Source organism: Microcoleus sp. Pol11C3 (genome assembly GCF_036701485.1).
In the GTDB taxonomy this organism is placed as follows: domain Bacteria; phylum Cyanobacteriota; class Cyanobacteriia; order Cyanobacteriales; family Microcoleaceae; genus Microcoleus.
This window is the reverse complement of sequence record NZ_JAUBQW010000124.1, coordinates 1-19,167: the sequence shown is the minus strand read 5'-3', so window position 1 is coordinate 19,167 and position 19,167 is coordinate 1. Positions and strand designations below refer to the sequence as shown.

Genomic DNA, 19,167 nt, shown 5'->3' with positions numbered 1-19,167 from the left:
ATTTTTTTCTAATTAACTATTTTTATCGATTTTATCATGATCTTACCTCTGTCTCACATTTATTTGAAATGACTATAGTAGTGGTTTCAACCGCCGAATTATCAAATTTTTTTTGTGTAGGATCGGTTTAAACCGCCGAGTTTTATCAATGACCTTTATAACTAAAAAAACCCGGTTTCTTCAAGAAACCAGGTTTTTCACACTTACGCTGCGTGTTTTCGATACCAATCAATCGTATTTTTCAACCCTTCTTTAAACTTCACCTCCGCAACAAAACCAAACTTTTCCTTAGCCCTTCGCGTATCCAAACAGCGGCGCGGCTGACCGTTTGGTTTGTCTGTTTCCCAAACAATTTCTCCCTCAAATCCCATCAATTCGCAAATCGTTTCTACTAAATCTCGAATTTTAACTTCGCTATTGGTTCCCAAATTAACCGGGTCAGATTCACTGTAAGATTGAGCCGCCATCACAATTCCCCGCGCGGCATCTGTGGAATACAAAAACTCGCGGCTAGGGCTGCCGTCGCCCCAAACAGGCAGTGTTTTGTCTCCTCTTTCTTGCGCTTCGTGGACTTTGCGAATTAATGCGGGGATGACGTGGGAACTTTTCGGGTCAAAGTTATCTTCCGGGCCGTACAGATTTACTGGTAGCAAGTAGATACCGTTGAATCCGTACTGCTGGCGGTAGGATTGCAGTTGCACTAATAAGGCTTTTTTCGCTACTCCGTAAGGTGCGTTAGTTACCTCTGGATAGCCGTTCCACAGGTCATCTTCTTTGAAAGGAACTGGGGTGAAGTTGGGATAAGCGCAAATCGTGCCGACGCAGACAAATTTTTCGACTCCTGCTTCGTAGGCGGCGTGGATTAGTTGCACCCCCATCATCAAATTGTCGTAAAATAATTCAGCGGGTTTGAGTTGGTTTAAGCCGATGCCGCCGACGTGCGCGGCGAGGTGAATGATCATATCTTGTTGGTCGGCGGCGCGCTTGCAGTTTTCCATGACGCGGAGGTCGCAGTCGATCGATCTAGTCACCGAAATTTTATCAGCATCGGCCCCTGCTTTGACTAACTGGTCAATTACCTGACGGCCCAAGAAACCGGCGCCGCCCGTGACTTGAATGCGTTTGCTGCTTAAATCCAAGCTGGTCATAATTTTAGCCTCGGTATTTTGAATAAGGGTCGATCGACAATTCCAATTCTAAAATTGTTGCTTTAGCAAAAAAAGCTTTCTGCTACAGGACGCGGTTGCCCACCCATCTGTTTTACCTGCTGGAGATAGGGACAATGTGAGCCGTGCACACCCGAAAGTTAGATTTATGAGCCGCGAGTTCTCAACTATCATTTTAATGTTTTTGTTAGCCCGCACATCCGAAAATTTTGCGAGCAATTAAGCGGGTTCTTTGAATGCCCCTGCCAATAGCGGCAAACATCCTCTCATCATTTATGAACTGTTTGTAGGGGCAATCTCCGGCGCGCGAAAGGAGTAGACACGGGGTATTACCCCTACAAATTATTCGCAGTGACCTCGCCCAAAACGGGTACAAGCCCCCGCAGGAGTGTCGGGGAGGGTCAAAAAAAATTTTAGACTCAAGTGCGGGCTTCCAGATTCATCTGTGGAGTAAATCTAAAATCTAAAATCGTTCGACGCTCGCGCTCACTCCGAAGTCTAAAATCTAAAAGCGACTGACGGCTTTGTTTAGCGGCTCAATCAAATCCGTTGCCCGAACCTCGCTCCTGCATTTCGAGAGCTTTGATGTCAGCATCTACCATTAAATGTACTAACTCCTCAAAAGTTACAGAAGGTTCCCAATTTAAGTGCTGGCGCGCCTTACTCGAATCGCCAATCAACAGTTCCACTTCGGCCGGACGCAAGTAGCGTTCGTCAAACTCCACATATTTTTGCCACTCTAAATTGACGTAAGTAAAGGCCAAATCGAGAAATTCCTTAATAGAATGAGTCTCGTTAGTAGCAATGACATAATCGTCAGCCTTGTCTTGTTGGAGCATCAGCCACATCGCCCGCACGTAGTCTTTAGCATAGCCCCAGTCGCGCTTGGAATCGAGATTGCCCAAGTAAATCTTTTTCTGCTTACCGGCGACTATTCTGGCAAGGGCGCGAGTAATTTTACGGGTGACAAAAGTTTCGCCCCGGCGGGGAGATTCGTGATTGAACAAGATGCCGTTGCAGGCAAAAAGTCCGTAAGATTCCCGATAGTTTACTGTTTGCCAATGACCATAAACTTTGGCGCAGGCGTAAGGACTTCTGGGATAAAAAGGAGTTGTTTCCTTCTGTGGAACTTCCTGCACCAAACCAAACATTTCCGAAGAACCTGCTTGATAGAAGCGCACTTCTATGCCAGTGCGACGCTGATAGTCCCGAACGGCTTCTAGCAGCCGCAATACTCCCATCCCTACGGCGTCAACCGTATACTCTGGCGAGTCAAAGCTAACTCGAACGTGAGATTGAGCACCTAAGTTATAAACTTCTACTGGCTGGACTTCTTCCAATATCCGGCGCAGAGTAGTGCCGTCGGTTAAGTCGCCGTAGTGTAGAAACAGGCGCGCACCCTCGCTGTGAGGATCGACATAAATGTGGTCAATTCGATCGGTATTGAAACTAGAACTGCGCCGGATAATGCCGTGAACTTCATATCCTTTCTCTAACAGTAATTCGCTCAAGTAGGAGCCGTCTTGACCTGTAATACCTGTTATTAGCGCTCGCTTACGTTGCGTCATCTGATTTTCCTTTGACAGGCTGTGTTAATTCACAATAAACTTTTTGGCAGAGGCTGTTGAGCCCTGCCCACCGTATTCTCAAACTCTACGTTAACTGCTTTATAAAACTTACTCAAACTTAACTTTAGTTACCTAAACCCAGTTGAAGTTTACTTCCTACGCTGTTGGGTAGTGGGTTATCCCAAGATAAGTAGGCTATCCCCCTTAAGCCAAAGGTTATAGAGTTAAGTTTAACACCTAAACCTAAAGTAGTCTATCTAGAAGAACTGATCTTTCTGGATGAAGAAGAGGTAGGTTTATTTAACTATTTACCCATTTAGTTAAGCTCACAATTCTTCGATCGGCATCCAGGAACTGTTTAGTTTTGACAAAGAGTTTGTCGCTGATTGTCAGTAGTCAGCATCAGTGGTCAGTAACAAATAAAACTAACTACCGAGTGCTGACTGCGGACAAAAATTAATATGCGCCGTTATTTTTGGGAAAAATCACAACTCCAATTGTTTTGAAAACAATCCACATATCCATCCAAAGGTTTTTGTCATTTGCGTAATAGAGGTCGATTTGGACTCGGCGGGGATACGGAATGTCGTTGCGACCAGACACTTGCCACAAGCCTGTAATTCCAGGTCTTATGGTAAGAATTTTGTTGATGTGACGGCCGTATCTCGGCAGTTCTTCTTCAACTAAAGGTCTCGGTCCGACGACGCTCATATCTCCTTTTAAAACATTCCAAAACTGGGGAAACTCGTCTAAACTGGTCATTCGTAAAAATCTTCCAATCCAGGTAATTCGAGGGTCTTGTTTCAGTTTGAAATTGTCCTCAAACTCTTGACGCAAATGCGGAGAATTTTCCATGATTTCTAGCAATATATCGTCCGCATTTTCCACCATCGTTCTGAATTTAAGGCAATAAAACCTTTTACGGTTTTTGCCGACTCGTTCCTGTACGTAAAAAATAGGACCGGACGAGCTTAAGGCGATTAAGAAAGCCAAAAGCAGGTAAACCGGAGCAAACAGGATCAGAACCGATAAGGAAAACAGGATGTCAAATAACCGCTTGAAAAGTTCTCCGTCGAGGCTCTGTAGAGAACGACTTATGCGTCTATCTCCTTGCAGGACAGACCCAAAACCGCGTCTTGCGATCGCTCGAATTACCTTGCCGGAGATTAGTTGGCTGTCGGCAGTCATCTTACTCCTTCACTTCACACCACACACAGTCCTGATCATAAAGCCTCAAGACGCTTTGTTCTCTGAATTATGTTTCAAATACTCAATTTTCTGCCTTCTGAAGGCTTCAAAAGGCTGAAGGAAGAAGGAAGAGGGCTTCTGGCGGCAGAAGGAAAAAGGCACAAGGCACTTATGCAGAGGTCTTCTGAAGGCACTTATACAAAGGCAGAAGGAAGATTGTCCCGCTATCGGGTTCTGGTACTATCAAGCCCCAGACTGGGTAAAATCACGGGAGTGAAATTCCTGATAGCAGCGTTCAACAAAAGCTAGATAGCGCTGCCCAAATACTTCGGGGGCAAACTGTTCAGCGCGCAACCTGCAGATTTCTGGCTCAAATTTGCCTTGCAACTGCTCAAATTCCTCGACAGCTTGGACTAATGCTGCTGGGGTTTGGGAGGAAAAAAATAAACCAGTCCCTGTCTCTGGGTGTTGGCGAATGTCGAGCACCGTTTCCAAAGCGCCCCCTGCTGCATAGGAAATTACCGGTGTTCCGCAAGCTTGAGCCTCTACCAAAGCTATGCCAAAATCTTCGCAAGCTGCATATACAAAGGCTTTCGCCTCTGCCATATACTTTTCTACTATGGACGCGGGCTGCCAGCCGAGCACTTGCACGTTGGGTTTGGCGATTTGCCGAATCATTTCTAATTCTGGCCCGGTGCCGATGACAATTAGAGTATGTCCGAGTTGATTGAATGCTTGGACGATCGCACTTACGTTTTTGTAACTTACCAACCGACAAACTGTGACGTAAAAGTCTTGTTTTTGCCGCATCAAGGAAAATCGCTCGATATTTACCGGCGGATAAATCACCTCGGCCCGCCGTCGGTAGCAGCGCCAAATTCGGCACGCAGTGTGTTGAGAGTTAGCGATGAAATAATCAACACGATTGGCGGAAATTACGTCCCACTGCCGCAGTCGATGCAACAAATATCGCGTCAGCAGGCCCGGAATGCCCCGTCCGGCTTTGCTGCTACGCAAATAGTCAAAAGTTAAGTCCCAAGCGTAGCGCATGGGCGTGTGGCAGTAGCAGACGTGCATTTGCTGGGGACTGCTGAGGATGCCTTTGGCAACGGCGTGGGATGAGGAGAGGATGATGTCGTATTCTCGCAGATCTAGTTGTTCGATCGCGATCGGCAGAAATGGCAAATATTTTTGGACGCCACTGCGGGCTGCGGGAAAGTGCTGCAAAAATGTTGTGCCAATCTGCCGCCCGAAAAGATAGCTTTCGGGATTGGCGGATTCAAAGTCGATGAGGGCATAGACATCTGCCTCGTCTACGTGTTTGAGAATTTCCTGCACTACGAGTTCTGAACCGCCAGTAGCTAAGGGCGTCAACCATTCGTGAACTAGGGCGTATTTGAGTTTTTTCACTTGTTATGTAGCCGATCGAACGATTTGTTAGCGCCAGTTCTGTCAATATTAAACTTACTGAGGGATCACTTACGCAGTATCAAGCCATCAACCGGGTTTCTGCGTAGGTATCTAGATCAAACCAAAGATTTTGGGAATAAACGGAGTTTTTGTCCAATCAACCACAGCAAAACTGCACTCTCCGGCCGTGATTTCCCGAATTGTTGACAATAAATACTATTAGGCTCAATACTGAAGGTGATTTGCGATCGCCTAAATCTTCGGAACGGGCGATCGGCTCAATGTGGTGTGAGGAAAAAATGTCCAAATTTTTGTGGAAGGGACTTTTAATTAGTCCCGCAGTATTGGCAGCAAGTTTAGTCGTATCTTCGACGGCGCTAGCAGCAGAGCAACCTGTAGAAATTGCAGCCACAGATCAAGCTAATCTGCAATTAGCAGGTGCTGCAACCGAAGTGGCCAAGCCTGAGACTGCAAAGCCTGAGACTGCCGAACCAGTGTCACTAACTAGCAACTTGACTGTTGATACTATTGAGAAAGAAAGTGCGAACCTCTACGAGGGCTTTCCTTCGGATCGCTTCGCTAACGCTAACGAGCCGATCGCCCCAGTTGCCGAACAGGCAAAAGCACCGGAAAACGCAGTTGCAGCAGATTTAAGCGAAACCAAACCCCCAGTCGCGCCCGCAAATTTAAGTGCTGAACAACCTGTCGCAGAGCAAATCCCCGCAGTAGCGCCCGCAAACTTAAGCGAAACGCAACCCGCCGTTGCACCGGCTAATTTAAACGCAGAAAAACCGGCCGCGCAACCCGAGCCGATTTCCCAATCGACTGATCCAAGTGCCCAACCTCCAGCACAGTCAAATGTTTTAGAACAAATCAACGAATACAGCACAGAAGGCAGTAGCAGCGAAGATGCGGCCGGCCAAGTAACATCTGTGTCGCAACTTTCCGACGTTCGGCCCACTGATTGGGCGTTCCAAGCTTTGCAGTCTCTAGTAGAGCGCTACGGGTGCATAGCTGGCTATCCTGACGGCACTTTTCGCGGCAACCGGGCAATGACTCGCTACGAGTTTGCAGCAGGTTTAAATGCGTGTTTGGATAAAGTTAGCGAACTAATTCAAGGCGGTTCGAGAAATCTCGTGACGCGAGAAGATTTTGCTTCGGTGCAAAGGTTGCAAGAAGAATTTGCGGCGGAATTGGCAACTTTGCGCGGCCGCGTCGATGCTTTGGAAGCGCGCGCCTCTGAATTAGAAGCAAATCAGTTTTCAACTACGACTAAACTCAACGGCGAAGTGATATTTGCTTTGACGGGTATCGCCAGGGGAGATGATGCTAACGGCGAGAAAGCTGATAAAGCGACGGCTTTTGGCAGCAGGGTTCGTCTCAATTTTGACACGAGTTTTTCTGGCAAAGATTTGCTGAGAACTCGACTGCAAGTTTTAAATTTGGGCTCATTTTCTACTAATAACACGAAAACTGCTGAAGGAGAATTGCGGTTTAATGCGGGGCCTTTTGCTACTGCTAGCAATACTGTAACTTTAGATCAGCTATTTTACCAATTCCCGATCGGCAAAAGCACTACTGTAATTCTCGAAGCCAACGCCGGCGCTGCTGACGATTTTACCAACACTGTCAACCCTTACTTTGACGGAGACGGCGGCAGCGGTGCTCTTTCCAATTTCGGTACTCGCAACCCGGTTTACTATATGGTGGGCAGTTCTGGTGTCGGCTTCAGGCATCAGTTTGGGGAAAAACTAGAGCTGAGTTTGGGATATTTGGCCGGTAACGGTGCGAACCCGACGCGGGGTAACGGTTTGTTCAACGGCCCTTACGGTGGTATTGCTCAATTGACTTTCAAACCGACAAGCACTATGGCTTTAGGTTTAACTTACGTTAATTCCTACAACGTCGTCAGCGGTACGGGCAGCAATGCTTCTAATTTCCCCGTGCGTCTCGGTTCCTTCGGCATCGACAGCGACAAGAATCTGCCTGTTTCTAGCAATTCCTACGGCGCGCAAGCTTCATGGCAGTTGAACCCGAGATTTGCAATTGGCGGTTGGGCGGGTTACACCAACCAGCGCATTTTATCCAACTTGGCTACTCCTACGGGTTCTGTGCAGCGGGGAGACCAAAAAATCTGGAACTGGGCAATTACTTTGGCTTTTCCCGATTTGTTGAAAGAAGGAAATGTTGCCGGGATTCTGGTAGGTATGGAGCCGCGCGTGACGAGTTCTACTAATCGGACTTTGCCGGAAGATAAGGATACTTCCCTGCACGTTGAAGGTTTTTATCAGTTTAAGTTGAGCGACAATATTTCTATCACCCCTGGCCTAATTTGGCTGACTGCTCCTGACCACAATAAGAATAATTCTGATTTGGTGATTGGGGTTGTCAGAACGACGTTTTCTTTCTAGGAGAAGCCCACACCGATTTTAGATTTTAGATTGGCGGTTTTAATCTAAAATCTACAATCGCCAATCTAAAATTGTCCGAGCTTGGGTTTAATGTTTAAACAGAAACGACCAGCTTTAGCAAAAGCTGGTCTGCACAAATAGTTAAATCCGTTGTGTTCCCACAGTGTTTTTCTCACAGTGAGGAAACCCAAGTTGCACGTTTCTTTGCAAAGGGTTCTAAAAGAAATATCATCTCTCTTAAGTGGTATTCTAACAACAAAATTTAATTTTTTGTAATAATACTTTACATTACAGGCGAATATTAATTTTGAGGGGGCGATCGCACTCTAGGTCACTTTATATAATCAAGCCGGGGTTCAAAAACCCGGTTCCTGCCTAGATTTATCGGTTCCAAACAGGTTATTTTGGGTAAAAACGAAGTTTCGATTGCCGATCGACCTTTTATCTCACTTTGTATAAATCAAGCCGGAGCTTGCTGCGGTCTACCCCAGACAATCCGCTCCTGCTTGTATACAACCATACCCGGTTTAGCCCCTTTCGGCTTGTATACATATTTAGGTTCTGTATAAACCACCGGGACTTGTTCGCTGTGGCGGGCGCGACTGTAGTAAGCAGTCATGTCAGCGGCAAATTGCAAATCGGTTTCTTCAGCCACAGTACCGGGTTTGAGACGCAGCAAAGCGTGGCTTCCGGGAATCTCTAGGGTGTGGAACCACAAGTCGTAGTCGTTGGCGGTGCGAAAAGTGAGTTGGTCGTTTTGACGGTTGTTGCGCCCGATTAATAATTCAAAGCCGCTGGGGGTTTGGTAGCGGTGAAATTCGATCGCAGCATTTTTGTCGGTACTGCGGTAATCTGGTACATCTAGATATTTTTGCTGGATCAGTTCTTCGCGGATTTCGGCGAGGGTTTGCAAATCTTGGGTGTTGCGGTAGGTTTCCAATACCGAAAGTGCGACTTCAACTTGCTCTAAATAGTCGATTTCTTCCTGTACGGCGGCTAACAAAGGTTCTACTGCAATGCGGGCTCTTTTAAGTTTTTGGTGTTTTTTGTAGATTGCTTGAGCATTTTGAACGGCGTTTTTTTCCGGGTTTAGGGGAATAGCAACGGGTTTTTCTGTTTCAAAGTCGGGGAGAGAAATTGATTTCATTCCTGGTTCCCAATGCTGCAAATTTGCCATCAGCAAGTCGGCTTGGGATTTGTGCGTGTCGGCGTCTGCTGATTGCTGCAAGCGTTCTTTAAATGTGTTGGCTTTGAGGCGCAGTTTTGCCAGGACGTTGTTGAGTTTTTGGGTAAGCTGATGCCGGACTTGGGCGAATACTTGTTGATTGATTTCGCCTGTGTAGTAGCTGTTAAGTAATTCTTGAACGGAAGAGATGGAAGAATCAGAGGGCGGGCACGGGGGCACCGCCCCTACATTGTGATTTTCTGGTGCGGGCCAATCGATGACGGTGTAGCCTTCGGGGGTAAAACTCGCGTGAAATTTGGAGTTTTCTAGGCATTGCAGCCAGTACAGCCAGCGCTGGAATAGTTGCTGCCATTGGTCGGCATTGAGGCTGTCGGTGGATTGTTCGGGGTCTAAAGAAGCCGATCGAATCATTGACAAAACTAAGGCTTTACTCATTCCTCGGTAATTCTTCAACAGATTGCCCTTTAATTGCCCAGGAACCAGGCTAATTCGCGATTGCCAGCGGTTTTGAGATTCGCTCAGACTCGGCACTGCATCGGTCAAAGACGGGGGCATTTCGTAGGGTTGACCGGTTTGGATGGGACGGACGGTGGACTGTTTGGCGCTGACTTGGTGGGCGCAGGTGACAACGAGGTTATCTTGGGCGGTGAGAATGACGTTGCTGTACTTGCCCATGATTTCAGCGTAGAGGTGCCAGAGGGCGGGTTCGCCTGGACGTTTGGCGAATTGCAAGTCGATGACTCTTTCCCAGGATGAAACAGGGGCGATGGAAACTAAGGCTAAACCGCTGAGTTGGTGCCGCAGTTGTTCGCTGAAGGTGAAGGTGTCGGGAATGCGGGGCGGGGGGTCGCCGACGCAGATGCGGGCGGCCACAGGATGCCAGGAAAGGTCAATCCAGCCGCGCCCTTTCATGGTGCGGAGGGCTAAGGACACGGTGAAGCGATCGCGCTGGTAGACTTGTTCTAAGCGCGCTGGCAGCCATTGGGCTCGCAGTTCGCTGCAAGTGGCGGTTAAAGTTGTAAAGTCTACGGGTTGCACGGTGGCCTCTTTGCGATCGAACTATCTATTTCTATGCTGACCGATTTAGGTCATATTTGACCGATTGTATCAAAGTTTTGCAACCAAATTTTAAAATCAGTTAAAAATCCGCTGATTGAAAATCCGGGCACAAGAATGTGCGACCGCCAATGGCGGCAAATACAGGAGACAACAATAAGGTTTTTGTAGCGAGGAATCCTATTCCTCATAAAATACACAGGAATTGGAGTCCTAACTACAAACCTAATTAATTAATGATTATCTAAACTCGACTGCAATTGCATTAATTCCCAAACAATCAAGAAAATATCTGCGTTAATCTGCGTTAATTTGCGGTTGCCCAATCTTTCAAAAAATTAGGCAATAAGTCTAATTTTTTAGACCAATATCCCGAAGCATTTCCAAATGCTTGTGCACGGGTGCGATCGTATTAGCTGCGATCGCCCCGCTAGCAGCAACAGCGGGCAAACCAATTCCCGGAAACGTCGAATCTCCGCAGCAAAACAGCCCCGCCAAAGGCGTTCCCGGCCCCGGAAATAAGCCGGTACCCGCCTGAATTCCCGGCCCGTAGGAGCCCCGATTTCTCCGCAAAAACCGTTCGTGAGTTAGCGGGGTCCCGACTAAGGTGACTTCGCAGCGCGATCGAATATCGGGGATAATTCTCTCTAAGGCTTCCCACATCACCTCGGCGCGCGCTTGCTTTTGCTGCTTGTATTCTTCGCTGGTGCGATCGAGCTTTTGCCACAAATCGTAAGGCTCGTTTCCGGGGGTATATACGTGAATGACGTGCTTTCCCGGAGGCGCAAGGTGGGGGTCGAGGAGCGAGGGAATCGAGACGAGAACGACGTTCTGAGGGGCTGTAACGCCCATTTCCCAGTCTTTGACGAAGATGTAGTGACAAGCCAAGTCCGATCGCACTCCGGCAGCATCAATTCCCAGATGCAGGTGCATGAAGCTGTCGCACTCGGGCGTCACCTGCCTCTCTTGCCGAAACCTTTGCGGGACTGAGGTTTCAGGCAACAGTTTCAGGGTATCCCAAACGGAAGCGTTGGAGACGACGGCTTTGTGCGATCGAATAATTTTGCCTGATCGCAGCCGCACGCCCGCAGCCCGGTTGTTTTCCACCAAAACTTCTGCAACGTGGGAATTTAGCAGCAACTGCCCTCCGTGGCGCTCTAAACCGCGTACCAGGGCATTTACCAGAGCTGCACTACCGCCGATCGGATAGTCCAAAACTGCATTGGGGCGATACCAGTCGGCGAACATGAAAGCGACTTCGGCTGCGATCGTTCCGTCGGCGGGAAGTCCAGACAGCAGGAAACACAACAAATTCAGCCAATTTCGGACAAACGGATCTTTGACGTTTTTGTCCATAATTTTACTGAAAGGGCCTGCAAGTGCGATCGCCTCGCCAGCACTTTGCAGGAAAGCCGGCGCAAATTGGCCGAGGGTAAAAACACTGCCCAAATCGAAGCGCAAAGCCAGCGATGGTAAGGCTGTGGCAGCTTTGGCGTAGGGTTCCATGATGCGCTGGAGTTGCCGCCATTCGGCGACTGCTTCCGCGCCGCGCAGTTGTGCGAGCACTTCGCCAAATTGACTCGCACCGACGGATGTGTCGAAATCGCCTTCTGGCAAACAGCAACCCCAGGTATCGTAGGTGATGCAGGGGAGTTTTTCGCCGATCGCATCCAAAACTTGCCGTAGCGGATTGGCAGACGGGCTGTAGGATAATCCTGAGTACAGGGAGGGCCCGGAGTCGAAGCTAAATCCCTCGCGTTCAAAACCGTGGGCTGCCCCGCCCGCGATCGAGTGACTTTCGCAGACAATCACGTCAAATCCATATCTGGCAAGCATTGCACCGCAACTTAACCCGCCTATGCCGCTGCCGATGATGATGATTTCTGTGTCTGTGGGGGCGATCGTAACCATGTTTTTCTCCGCTACATCCGCTAATATTATCAATCACTCGGCCTCCGGCAAGATGCCTGCCCCACAAGTAATCTCTCTGCTGGTGGAACAGGCAAGATGCCTGTTCCTTAAAATTTTGCATCAAGCCTAGTAAATTCCTGTTATTGTTAGTTAAATGGAAAACATATCAATTCTAGAACAAGCCGCTAAGTCGAATACAAAACCATCTCCGGCCGCCGTAGTCGCAGCCCTCTTAGAAGCTGAGAGAAACGCGAAAAAAAATAAAATTCGCTATGGTTTCGAGCAATTAATCGGCAATTGGCGCTTGTGCTTTATCACCGGCACGAAAAAGACTCGACAAAAAGCGGGAATTGTGTTAGGCGCGGGACGTTATATCCCTGAGTGGCTGGCGAAAATTCAAATTGCTTATAAGGCTGAACCTGTTGCGGATGGGGAAGCGGATAGGGAAACGGGCAGGGTGGAGAATTCGGTGCAGGTTGGGGCGATCGTACTAACTCTTTCCGGGCCGACTAAGTTTTTAGTTAATAAAAATATTTTAGCTTTTGATTTTACCAGAATTACAGTGAAATTGTTGGGTAAAACTGTGTATCAAGGATTTATTCGCGGTGGAGAAGCGCGGGAGGCGGAATTTTTTAGTTTGAGTGTGGGGAAGCAGGCCTTTTTTGCATATTTTCTGGTAGAAGAGGGGATAATTGCGGCTAGGGGAAGGGGCGGCGGATTGGCTTTGTGGGGGAGAGATCAGACGGCGGTTGAAACCGCGTCTACACAAAGATCAGACGGCGGTTGAAACCGCGTCTACACAAAGGAAGTCCGCCTCCGCGGACTGAAGAAGATAATGTAATTTTAACCGTCTTGTCTTCAAGCCGCGGAGGCGGGTTTGGTTTGTATAGACGCGGTTTCAACCGCCGGGTGTTCAACCGCCCGATATTCTACCGCGCATCACCAATTAAAATAAACGGCGACCAATAATAAGGATGTCGAGTAATTTGACTCAATTTAGCTTGCCGCAATGCTTCCCCTTTACTCATCCCTTTATTGATATTTTGATAAAATTGAACCATCAAATCTTTAGTAGCTGAATCATCAACACTCCAGAGACTCGCCATCACCGCTTGTGCGCCCGCACGCTCAAATATATAGGCAACTCCTGATATTTCTTCACCGTTAGAATTCGCTTGCATAGCAGTTTGACACGCGCTTAAGGTGAGGAGTCTGGTGTTTTGCAATCCTAATAAGGCGGCATCGCGAATATTGAATTGGCTGTCAGCAAATAGTAGTGTATTTTCCTCCATGCCCAATTTTTGACAGCCTCCCTGTTGGAAACAGCCGTGAGTTGCTAGGTGCAAAAAGGGAAAGCGGGGTGCTTGAGTTTTGAATTGATCGAGGGTGGCGGTATTGCGGATATAGGTGGAACTTCCCGGTAATAATTGAGCGATATTTCTAACTTCTGCTTCCGAACCGGGTAGATTTTGCGGATTTCGGGTGACGGGATTTCCTAATGCTAAGATACCGCCTTGTAATGTCGAATCGGGAATTGACCTGGTAGAAATGCGGGTGAGATAGTTGACGGGATATTTCTGGATGAGGAATTCATCGGTTTGTTCGTCATAGAGCGTTTCAAAGGGGATGTAGCGCAGTTTTCCCGTAGCGATGATGCTCAATTGTTTGGGTGAGAATGCCTTAATTTGGTCTTCTACGGGACGAATCAGGATTTCGTAGAGTTTGCTGCCAGTTACGGTGAAGTTAGTGTCGCCAGTATTTTGCAGTTGTTCGCGGTATTGAGTGAGGAGTTTGTCGAATTCTGCGGGATTAATAGTAATTTTTTTAACACTTAAACTGTCTTTTGTCAAGACAAATAGGGCGATCGTATTGGGGACATTCCCGATATTTGTGAGCAAAACTGGTTGAATGACAACGGTTCCGGGTGAGATACTTGCTTTCAGTTGGGCGATGTCTTTGAGTTTGGTTTCAAATAGTTCGGCGACTTCTGGGAAACTGCGGGAGATTTCTTCTGCTTGGCGGTTGACTTCTGCTTCTAATTCCCGCATTTGTCGGGAGAGATTTTCTGAGAATTTGTCTTTGAGTTGGCGGCGGAGGAATTGCAGTTGTTGATTTTTTTGATTCCACTCGTCAAGGGCTTTTTGTGCTTGAGGGTTGGCTACTTTGGCGTCAATTAAGCGGGTGTAGTCGGCGAGGTCTGCTGTGGTGGCGATGTTGACCCATTGGAAAGCGCGCTCGGCTTGGTTTTGGTCGATGAGGAGGGATGTGAGGGCGATCGGAGTTAAGTTATTAGCTTGTAAAAACTTTTGGCGATTTTCTCGCTGTAAACCACTCCGCATTTCTAAAGTAATCTTGATGGAGTCCTCCAAGTTTTTGATGGCATCAGTAGGTTTATTTATATCTCGGTAGGCTAAACCCATATTAGTTAAAGTAACAGCTTCGCCAGGGCGATCGCCAACTTGCCGCCTAATTTCCAAAGCTTGGTTATAGGATTTTAATGCCTTGTTTGCTTGTTTCATGTTTTGGTAGGCTAAACCCATATTATTCAAAGTAGTAGCTTCCCCAGAGCGATCACGCCCTTCCCGCATAATTGGCAAAGCTTCGTTAAGGTATTCCAATGCCTCTTCTGGTTTTCCAATGTTGTTATAGGCTAAACCCATATTAGTTAAAGTAGCAGCTTGCCCTGGGCGATCGCTCACTTCCTGCCTAATTTTTAAAGCTTGCTTAAGATATTCCAATGCCTCTTTTGATTTTTCAAGTTTGTCGTAGGCTAAACCCATATTATTCAAAGTAGTAGCTTCCCCAGAGCGATCGCCCCCTTCCTGCCAAATTGCTAAAGCTTGCTTAAAGTTGTCCAATGCCTTTTCTGGTTTTCCAATTCTGTAGTGGACCCAACCAATACCATTCAAAGCAACAGCTTCTACAAATCGATCGTGTACTTCCTGTGAAATTGGCAAAGCTTGGTTATAGTATTTCAATGCCTCTTCTGGTTTTCCAATGCTGTCATAGACCCAACCAATCTGAGTCAAAGTAAAAGCTTCCGCAGAGCCAGCGCGCACTTCCTGCCAAATTGGCAAAGCTTGGTTATAGTATTTCAATGCTTCTTGTGGTTGTCCTGTGTTCTGGTAATATGAACCAATATTAGTCAAAGTTCTAGCTTCCCCAGAGCGATCGCGCACTTCCTGCCAAATTGGCAAAGCTTGCTTAAGGTATTCCCATGCCTCTGTTGATTTTCCAAGTTTGTCGTAGGCTAAACCAATATTAGTCAAAGTCAAAACTTCCCCAGAGCGATCCCGCACTTCTCGCGAAATTGGCAAAGCTTGGTTAAAGTATTTTAATGCTTCTTTTGGTTGTCCAATGTTGTTGTAGACCATACCAATCCTATTGAGGACTGATACTTCCGTTGTGAGATCGTTCAATTGTCGTACAATGCTTAAAATCTGCTGCCATGTTTCTATTGCCGGTTGCGATTTTCCTTGCTGTTGCTGTTCCATTGCTTGCCGTATCAGTTTCTCTACTTCTTGACTCTGTGCATTTGGACTTGGCGCCCTACTAGGTTGCAGCATCGGTGGTACAGTCTGAGAAGTTAAACACACACCCAAAACCAAAACATTGCTAATAATTCGTTTCATTTTTTTTAGAATTCACCAAATTCGATTAAATAAAATAGGCATCAGAAGTCTCATTACATATAATCCTGAAAATCTTCTCATGGTTCATCAAAGTGATCAGATATGGTAATCACCTCGCGGTCGCTCCCAAACAACGTTGGACGGCGCTGTTTTAAACCCCCAACACAATCAATAAGGAGTTACTAAAATAGTCACCGTCTTTTTCTGCGGCTCGAATTTCATTTCATCAACTACAAATTGCCGATCTTTTGCAACTGCCAAAATTGCCCGCAATTGCCCCCGATTCACAACAGGCGACCTCAATTTTACCTCAGCTTGACCTTTGACAGCATCTATCAGACGAAAATCGCCGATCCGAATACCGTTCCATTTCGCTTGAGTATTTGTATCTACTGGGGTTTCGCCCCGAATAAACTGCACCCCATTAGTCCGATAAACCACCGCATTATTGGGAAATACTATTTTATCAATTTGACTCAAGGGGAGCGATCGCTTTTCCCTCGATCCCTGTATCCATAATTTTTGCCCTTTCTCATCAATCTCTACAACTCTACCATCTCTTTTTTCGCCCCCTTTCATCACAATTTCCGCTTGAGTCGGCAACGCTACGGGTATGGGCTGGCTGGCGTTAGCCTGTGCTTGTACGGATGGCAAATTGCGTTTCTGGACTTCCTGACTGGTGGCATTAACTCGTGCAGCCATACTCGCCGTTACTGTAAAAAGTGCTACAACTAGAAAAGAAAGTGTTCTGCATTTCATACTTCCATAAACTCCTTTCAAGGGTAAGCGTTAACCCGCTACCATTATAAACCCATACTTCAGTCCCTTGAGGGTAAATCCGTGCTCCCAACTCCAGAATCTACCCCCGAATCAAATATTTTAGGCAACTTGGCCAGTGTTTTTGGCTTGCTTGGTGCTGCCCTGTTTTTCACGGGCTGGATTTATCGCTGGTCTTATTTTTCCTTCTTTCAGCTAGAAATAACGACTCTCGATTTACCCGTCGAATCGTTTTTTATGGTGCCGCTTCAGGTGTTTTTCGCTGGCGGAAAAAGCATATTCAAAAGTGCGATCGCCTTTCTGCTGACCGCCCTCGCGATTTACCTCAGTTTGTGGCTGGTTAATAGTATAAACAAGACAGTTCCTGCTAAAATCAATGGCATAATTACAGGGTCGCTTTCCTATCCTTACGGCAGAAGATTCAAGTGGATTTACCGCATCCTGAAATCTTGGCAACAATTTAATGTCAATAGATATAACTCGATAAAATTATTGCGATCGCTCGTTGACGAAATTATCATTGTCGGTTGGGTATTGCTAGTTTTATTCTGGTCAGCATACCACCAAGGTATTGCCGATGCCCGACGCGATGCCGGGGAAAATTCCTCTTTACCCGCAGTTGCCTTAATCGCCAAGCAAGACAACATTTCTTTAGGCAGAAAACTCGACGATCCAACACTCCGACTAGACCCCAAAGGATTTAAGGCGATCGGCGATGCAGGTCTATTTGCAGATTTGAGCAAAAGAGATTATACTGATATCAATAATCCCAAAGAACCTAGAGTTTGGCGATTGCTTTTGGAGAGAGGAAACTGGATTTATCTGTTTCCGGCTTTAACAAAAGAACAGCAAAAAGACCCTAAAGCTCGCCCGCCAGTGATTGCCATTCAACAAAGTCAATCCGGCGATCAATTGTTAATTATAAGTCCCCAACCTTCTCAACCGTCTAAATAAATTAGGCTTGGACCTGGTTTTCATCCATGATTATAGACAGATGGCCAGAAACCTCGGTTAGTCCGCCAGTCCGCCAGTCCGCCAGTCCGCCAGTCCGCCAGTCCGCCAGTCCGCCAGTCCGCCAGTCCGCCAGGGGTTGAAACCCCTGTCTCATAGCTGAAGTCGTCTGAAGACGACTGAAAGAGTGATTTACAGTCCTCTTAAGAGGACTTTTGCTATGAGGCGGGGGTTAAAACCCCCGACGGACTTAATGCGGAGTCGCTACAATTGTCATCGTCATTTGTGTTTATTAGACATCTCCAGAAAAGCCTGTCTGGAACAGGCATCTTGCCTGTTCCACAATGATTATTGGAGAGGTATATTGATTAGGTGCGATCGCACACAACTTCAAACACACCCCCTGGAATAAACCGACACAAAGCCCTCCGCCGATCGTCCGCATCTTGGCGATTGACAAAACGCGCAATTGTATAGTGTTCAGCATTCGGTAAAATTCGGAGGATCGCCCAAGCATTGCGATCGCCCCCCTTTGACTTTTCAGGTGTTTTCCCTCGCGAATTTGAGTTGAGTTCGATCGCGGGGCGATCGGCGATCGTCGGAGAATTGGCTTTTCTGAGAGTGTTTAGATAGCGGGCGATCGTACTTCCTTTGAGATTCGCCCCCACGCGCAGAATCAGAAACACCGCCAAGCTTTCGAGCTCTGGCCCAGTCATGCGCGCGCGATCAGCCTCAAAATCCTCATCAGAGTAGCTGCGGATACCCAACAGCAGTTGCGTGATGCCAAAATCATTCAAAGCTTGTTGATAGCCGCGGGTATATTCGCTGCCGTCGCTTCCAGGCTTTACCATAGAGATTGCCTCCTTGCTTATTTAGGGGCCAGAAGCCAGCGACGAACTTTCCTAGGGATGACGCTGGCTTTTGACTTGTTCACAGTATATCACTTAAGCGCCACATATATGTAACGTAAATGACGTATACTCGACAAGACAGTCCACATACAGCACAATGACGATCGCCCTAAACAAAAAAATACTGAGCCTCGGATGACCAAACGCTTAACCACTTATTTGGCTGATGGAATCTATGACATCCTCGAAGAGTGGGCAGATCGGGAACGCCGTTCAATCAGCAGCTTATCAGCATTCCTTTTGGAGCAAGCAGCCAGAGAACATCAAAAGGAAATGCAAAAACAGCCCCCGCCATCGGATGAAAAGCAGGAGAAAAGTTGAGTGAGGAGTGGGCGATCGCGCGAATCAAACAGACTGAGGGCTGAAGTTTTTTATTGCTGATTCATGCGCGCGCGATCGGGCGCATAGTGCTGTGCAAAAGCAGTATTGTGCTGCATATTCCACAAAATTGTCTAAAATACTCGACAATGGCGATCGGCTTAAATAGGGCTTGCTGAAAAAGTCAGAAAACAGCATTGAGAAAGATGAGTGAATTGGCGAGCGCCTTAATGATATAAATTTTGCTCATCTTTTCTGGGTAAAATATAGTTTTTGCAAATCATTAAACACACAAAATATGAAAAAAGGTTGTTGTTATGAAATAAACCGATTAAATTCTTCTACTTGTGCTTGTAAGTCTAAAGATTCGTTAAAATTATCCCAACTAATTCGGTCTAAAAACACATAGCCGTTACGACAACTTGCTGATAATTTTGCCCCAAATTCAACGGATTTCCCGGCTTTCCCTCTGACGATGGGGCGAATATGGGGTTGTTTTAAGCTGACTATTCTGTCAGAAATACTATTTTCTTTTGTTTCGTACATCAATAACTGTTGGCGGTAGACTTCTGTGGCTACTAACAGCATTTTATAATGAGATTTACTTAGGGCTTGCTGAATAATCGATCGCAAACTATGAATAGGAGCGACCGATATATTCAAACTCAACTAAAGATAAGGC

Annotated in this window: 13 protein-coding genes and 1 pseudogene; 4 read left to right on the top strand and 10 right to left on the bottom strand. The window is 46.9% G+C overall.

Annotated features, from left to right (window positions below; genetic code table 11):
* Positions 1–203: 203 nt before the first annotated feature.
* The 4 genes from QUA40_RS22485 to QUA40_RS22470 form a co-directional block, all read right to left on the bottom strand.
* A complete protein-coding gene (locus tag QUA40_RS22485) occupies positions 204–1,148 on the bottom strand; it encodes a GDP-L-fucose synthase (protein ID WP_333129949.1) in 945 nt (314 codons plus the stop codon).
* Between the two features lie 554 nt (positions 1,149–1,702).
* Positions 1,703–2,734: a GDP-mannose 4,6-dehydratase gene (gene gmd, locus QUA40_RS22480; protein ID WP_333129946.1), complete on the bottom strand. Its 1,032-nt coding sequence runs from the start codon at positions 2,732–2,734 to the stop codon at positions 1,703–1,705.
* Positions 2,735–3,190: 456 nt separating this feature from the next.
* Positions 3,191–3,922: a sugar transferase gene (locus tag QUA40_RS22475; protein ID WP_333129943.1), complete on the bottom strand. Its 732-nt coding sequence runs from the start codon at positions 3,920–3,922 to the stop codon at positions 3,191–3,193.
* A 243-nt stretch (positions 3,923–4,165) separates the two neighbouring features.
* Positions 4,166–5,332 (bottom strand): glycosyltransferase, encoded by a 1,167-nt coding sequence (locus QUA40_RS22470; protein ID WP_333129940.1) that lies wholly within the window; start codon positions 5,330–5,332, stop codon positions 4,166–4,168.
* A 299-nt stretch (positions 5,333–5,631) separates the two neighbouring features.
* Between QUA40_RS22470 and QUA40_RS22465 the strand changes: the two genes are divergently transcribed.
* Complete coding sequence (locus QUA40_RS22465; RefSeq protein WP_445301182.1) at positions 5,632–7,743, top strand: iron uptake porin; 2,112 nt, start codon at positions 5,632–5,634, stop codon at positions 7,741–7,743.
* A gap of 460 nt (positions 7,744–8,203) precedes the next feature.
* On the opposite strand, the gene QUA40_RS22460 is transcribed toward QUA40_RS22465, so the two are convergent.
* Together QUA40_RS22460 and QUA40_RS22455 are read right to left on the bottom strand one after the other, a co-directional pair.
* The gene (locus QUA40_RS22460; protein WP_333129934.1) at positions 8,204–9,967 is read right to left on the bottom strand and encodes an NFACT RNA binding domain-containing protein; all 1,764 of its coding nucleotides are present in this window, start codon (positions 9,965–9,967) and stop codon (positions 8,204–8,206) included.
* 369 nt (positions 9,968–10,336) lie between these two features.
* Entirely contained in the window at positions 10,337–11,896 is a 1,560-nt protein-coding gene (locus QUA40_RS22455) for an NAD(P)/FAD-dependent oxidoreductase (protein WP_333129931.1), read from the bottom strand.
* Positions 11,897–12,050: 154 nt separating this feature from the next.
* On the opposite strand from QUA40_RS22455, the gene QUA40_RS22450 reads away from it, so the two are divergent.
* Positions 12,051–12,683, top strand: a complete 633-nt coding sequence (locus QUA40_RS22450; RefSeq protein ID WP_333129929.1) for a hypothetical protein — start codon at positions 12,051–12,053, stop codon at positions 12,681–12,683.
* Positions 12,684–12,825: 142 nt separating this feature from the next.
* Here QUA40_RS22450 and QUA40_RS22445 read toward each other — a convergent pair whose 3' ends face one another.
* Positions 12,826–15,528 (bottom strand): CHAT domain-containing tetratricopeptide repeat protein, encoded by a 2,703-nt coding sequence (locus QUA40_RS22445; protein ID WP_333129927.1) that lies wholly within the window; start codon positions 15,526–15,528, stop codon positions 12,826–12,828.
* A gap of 168 nt (positions 15,529–15,696) precedes the next feature.
* Positions 15,697–16,287, bottom strand: coding sequence for a hypothetical protein (locus tag QUA40_RS22440; RefSeq protein WP_333129925.1), 591 nt, complete (start codon positions 16,285–16,287; stop codon positions 15,697–15,699).
* Between the two features lie 81 nt (positions 16,288–16,368).
* Between QUA40_RS22440 and QUA40_RS22435 the strand changes: the two genes are divergently transcribed.
* The gene (locus QUA40_RS22435; protein WP_333129923.1) at positions 16,369–17,259 is read left to right on the top strand and encodes a hypothetical protein; all 891 of its coding nucleotides are present in this window, start codon (positions 16,369–16,371) and stop codon (positions 17,257–17,259) included.
* A gap of 365 nt (positions 17,260–17,624) precedes the next feature.
* On the opposite strand, the gene QUA40_RS22430 is transcribed toward QUA40_RS22435, so the two are convergent.
* Complete coding sequence (locus tag QUA40_RS22430) at positions 17,625–18,107, bottom strand: hypothetical protein (RefSeq protein WP_333129921.1); 483 nt, start codon at positions 18,105–18,107, stop codon at positions 17,625–17,627.
* 195 nt (positions 18,108–18,302) lie between these two features.
* Between QUA40_RS22430 and QUA40_RS22425 the strand changes: the two genes are divergently transcribed.
* On the top strand, positions 18,303–18,488 hold the full coding sequence (locus QUA40_RS22425) for a ribbon-helix-helix domain-containing protein (protein ID WP_332980796.1): 186 nt from the start codon (positions 18,303–18,305) through the stop codon (positions 18,486–18,488).
* A 330-nt stretch (positions 18,489–18,818) separates the two neighbouring features.
* On the opposite strand, the pseudogene QUA40_RS22420 reads toward QUA40_RS22425, so the two are convergent.
* A pseudogene (locus QUA40_RS22420) lies at positions 18,819–19,094 on the bottom strand (IS5/IS1182 family transposase); the annotation flags it as partial.
* Positions 19,095–19,167 lie beyond the last annotated feature (73 nt).

Excerpts from the sequence above, each read along its gene's own strand:
- QUA40_RS22475 (WP_333129943.1), bottom strand. The coding sequence starts at position 3,922 with ATGACTGCCGACAGCCAACTAATCTCCGGCAAGGTAATTCGAGCGATC.
- QUA40_RS22450 (WP_333129929.1), top strand. The coding sequence starts at position 12,051 with ATGGAAAACATATCAATTCTAGAACAAGCCGCTAAGTCGAATACAAAA.
- QUA40_RS22455 (WP_333129931.1), bottom strand. The coding sequence starts at position 11,896 with ATGGTTACGATCGCCCCCACAGACACAGAAATCATCATCATCGGCAGC.
- QUA40_RS22485 (WP_333129949.1), bottom strand. The coding sequence starts at position 1,148 with ATGACCAGCTTGGATTTAAGCAGCAAACGCATTCAAGTCACGGGCGGC.
- gmd (WP_333129946.1), bottom strand. The coding sequence starts at position 2,734 with ATGACGCAACGTAAGCGAGCGCTAATAACAGGTATTACAGGTCAAGAC.
- QUA40_RS22440 (WP_333129925.1), bottom strand. The coding sequence starts at position 16,287 with ATGAAATGCAGAACACTTTCTTTTCTAGTTGTAGCACTTTTTACAGTA.
- QUA40_RS22425 (WP_332980796.1), top strand. The coding sequence starts at position 18,303 with ATGACCAAACGCTTAACCACTTATTTGGCTGATGGAATCTATGACATC.
- QUA40_RS22430 (WP_333129921.1), bottom strand. The coding sequence starts at position 18,107 with ATGGTAAAGCCTGGAAGCGACGGCAGCGAATATACCCGCGGCTATCAA.
- QUA40_RS22465 (WP_445301182.1), top strand. The coding sequence starts at position 5,632 with ATGTCCAAATTTTTGTGGAAGGGACTTTTAATTAGTCCCGCAGTATTG.
- QUA40_RS22445 (WP_333129927.1), bottom strand. The coding sequence starts at position 15,528 with ATGAAACGAATTATTAGCAATGTTTTGGTTTTGGGTGTGTGTTTAACT.